At 63.4% G+C, this 2271-nt stretch carries 3 protein-coding genes; all 3 read left to right on the top strand.

Annotated elements, in window-relative coordinates; translation table 11 throughout:
- A partial coding sequence (locus tag WA702_RS18060; protein WP_425111898.1) for a DUF5939 domain-containing protein occupies nt 1-1049 on the top strand: 1049 nt, incomplete at its 5' end.
- Nucleotides 1050-1357: 308 nt separating this feature from the next.
- Nucleotides 1358-1876 carry a TerB family tellurite resistance protein gene (locus WA702_RS18055; RefSeq protein ID WP_425111899.1) on the top strand — a complete coding sequence of 173 codons (519 nt, stop codon included), beginning with the start codon at nt 1358-1360 and terminating at the stop codon, nt 1874-1876.
- A 163-nt stretch (nt 1877-2039) separates the two neighbouring features.
- A partial coding sequence (locus WA702_RS18050; RefSeq protein ID WP_425111897.1) for an SDR family NAD(P)-dependent oxidoreductase occupies nt 2040-2271 on the top strand: 232 nt, incomplete at its 3' end.

The following is a 2271-nucleotide window of genomic DNA, read 5'->3' as shown; positions in this document are numbered from 1 at the left end:
CGCGTGTGCGACGGATTGCGGCGCATGATCCGCATGCGTTGCCGGTGTGGGATTATTTCAAGCAGGTGTTCTGGAGCTCCGGCGTCGAGTTCGACGAGCAGTCGATGGCCTCGCTCTCCACCGACGTCGTGCTCGATACCCGCGAGCTGCCGGCTCGCGAGCAGATGACCATCACGCTCGACCTGCCGGCCCAGTTCATCATCGTGTTCGAGCCGGTCACCCATGCCTCGCGGTTCATCGACGTGCAGGGCGAGCGGACTGACCAGGTGCAGCACCTTTCGCTGAAATATGACGGCGTCCGCGCCAAGGTCGAGACCACGACCTTGCGGCCGGGGCCGTTGCAGCTCACGCTCGACAACAGGTCCGGCGCGCGCGTGCTGCCGACCGTGATGGTCGCGGCCGATGCACTGCATCACCTGATCGGCCGCCGCAAGCCGTTCCTCACCGCCAAGCGGATGCTGTCGAACCAGACCTTCCGCGACGTGTTCAAGGCCGACAACCTCAATATCGACCAGCGGCTGAAGATCACCTCGCTGACCTTCCTGTTCACCGACCTCAAGAGCTCGACCGAGCTCTACGAGCGGGTCGGCGATCTCGCCGCGTTCGACCTGGTGCGCGCGCATTTCCGGGCGCTGCTCGACATCATCAATGCCGAGAAGGGCGCGGTGGTGAAGACCATCGGCGACGCCGTGATGGCGACCTTCATCAAGCCCGAGCATGCGCTCTCGGCGGGTTTGCGGATGCGCGATGCGATGGCCAGGCTCAACGCCGAGCGCGGCACCGAGGAACTGGTGGTCAAGATCGGCATCCATGAAGGCCCGTGCCTCGCCGTAATGCTCAACGACCGGCAGGATTATTTCGGCCAGACGGTGAACATCGCGGCCCGCGTGCAGAGCCTGTCGACGGCGCAGGAGATCCATCTCACCGCGCCGGTCATCGAGGCGCCCGGCGTCGCCGCCATCCTCGCGCAGGCGCATATCATGCCGATCAAGAAGCAGGCGGCGCTGCGCGGCATCGCCGACAAGATGATGGTGTACGAGATTCCGTAGGTTTCTCGTTCGTCATTCCGGGGCGCCCGAGGGGCGAGCCCGGAATCTCGAGACTGGCTTGCGCGCGCTTCATCTCGAGATTCCGGGTTCGATGCTCCGCGCAAAATGGCATCGCCATTTTGTCGCGCTCGCATCGCCCCGGAATGACGGGACGGTGGTATTCGGCGCCCACCTTTACCGAAATGTCATGCGGCCGAAACGCCGCAGCGGATTGTCTATGCAACTCTGTGACCGCATATCTCGTTGCAATAGGCCGTCACGTCGGCGGCATGGGGCGAGATTCAAGATCAGAGAGAAACAACGAGATCATGCTGGAAGGATTACGCCAATTTATCGCCGATGTGGTTTCGCCGCATGACACCCCCGCCTTCGACGACAACGGCTATCAGCTCGCCGCCACCGCTTTGCTCATCCACGTCATCTCGCTCGATGGCGAGCCGAGCGCGGTCGAGAAGCGCAAGCTGCACGGCCTGATCGAGGCGCGATTCGGGCTCGACGCCGGCAGCGCGGACAGGCTGATCTCGCAGGCCATGCTGGCCGAAGGTGAAGCGGTGGATCTCTACCACTTCACCAGCGTCATCATGCGCGAGGTCGACGACACCGGGCGGTTGCGCATCGTCGAGATGATGTGGGAGCTGGTCTATGCCGACGGCAAGGTCACCGAATTCGAGGACAATGTGGTGTGGCGGGCCTCGGAGCTGCTCGGCATCTCTGCGCGCGACCGCATCGACCAGAAGCACCTGGTCGCGGCGCGCCGTGCAGATGAGGCACTGGACAGCCGTCCCGTGCGCAGCGCGGGCGCTGCACGCGACATGAAAAAAGTTTAATGTCGGTGGTACTCGGCCGACTCCCGTAAGCTCGTGTAAATCCTCACCGATACGGTGTATCCTGATGCCTGCATCAGGTTGCGGGTACCCTTTGCATGTTCCTTCGTTCCTACGCTCTCCGTTCGCCGCGAGCTGCCAGAAATTGACTTGAGAGCACTGCATTGTGACTGAACGTGTGACGCTGGTGACTGGTGCCTCGGCGGGAATCGGCACCGAATTGGCCCGCGTCTTTGCCGCGAATGGACATCGCCTGGCGCTGGTCGCGCGGCGCGAAGATCGTCTGCATGCGCTGGCGCAAGAACTTGTCGCCAAGGGCGCGCCGGCTCCGCTCGTCATTCCCTGCGATCTCAGAGCGCCCGATGCGGCTGACAGTATCGCGTCGGCGCTCAACGCGG

Source organism: Bradyrhizobium sp. (genome assembly GCF_049798375.1).
Classification (GTDB): Bacteria; Pseudomonadota; Alphaproteobacteria; order Rhizobiales; family Xanthobacteraceae; genus Bradyrhizobium.
Note: the sequence above shows the minus strand (reverse complement) of the source record. Positions and strands in the feature narration are given on the sequence as shown.